A 543-nucleotide genomic window follows, 5' to 3' on the forward strand; every position below is an offset into this window, starting at 1 on the left:
TGGCCAGCCAGGACACCGACGAGATCGTCAAGGCCGTCGAGATGATCGCGCCCGGCTTCGGCGGCATCAACCTCGAGGACATCGCCGCCCCGCGCTGCTTCGAGATCGAGGCCCGGCTGCGCGAGTCCCTCGACATCCCGGTGTTCCACGACGACCAGCACGGCACGGCCATCGTGGTCCTCGCCGCGCTGACCAACGCGCTGCGCTGCGTCGACAAGGAGCTCACGGACGTGCGCCTCGTCGTCTCCGGCGCCGGTGCCGCGGGCACCGCGATCGTCACGCTCCTGCTCGCCGCCGGCGCGAAGGACGTCGTGGTCGTCGACCGCGAGGGAGCCCTGTGCGGGGGCGACGCGGCCCTCTCCGTGGCCCACACCGAGCTCGCCGCGGCGACCAACCCGCGCCGCGCGACGGGCTCCCTGCAGGACGTCCTCGTCGACGCCGACGTCTTCATCGGCGTCTCCGCCCCGGGCATCCTCGACCCGCAGTGGATCCCGACGATGGCCGACAACCCGGTCGTCTTCGCGCTGGCCAACCCCGACCCGG

At 72.9% G+C, this 543-nt stretch carries 1 protein-coding gene; it reads left to right on the forward strand.

Annotated elements, in window-relative coordinates; genetic code table 11:
• A partial coding sequence (locus FB586_RS18850; RefSeq protein ID WP_281276709.1) for an NAD(P)-dependent malic enzyme occupies positions 1 to 543 on the forward strand: 543 nt, incomplete at both ends.

It is taken from the genome of Cellulomonas telluris (genome assembly GCF_004886325.1).
Taxonomy (GTDB): Bacteria; Actinomycetota; Actinomycetes; order Actinomycetales; family Cellulomonadaceae; genus Cellulomonas; species Cellulomonas telluris.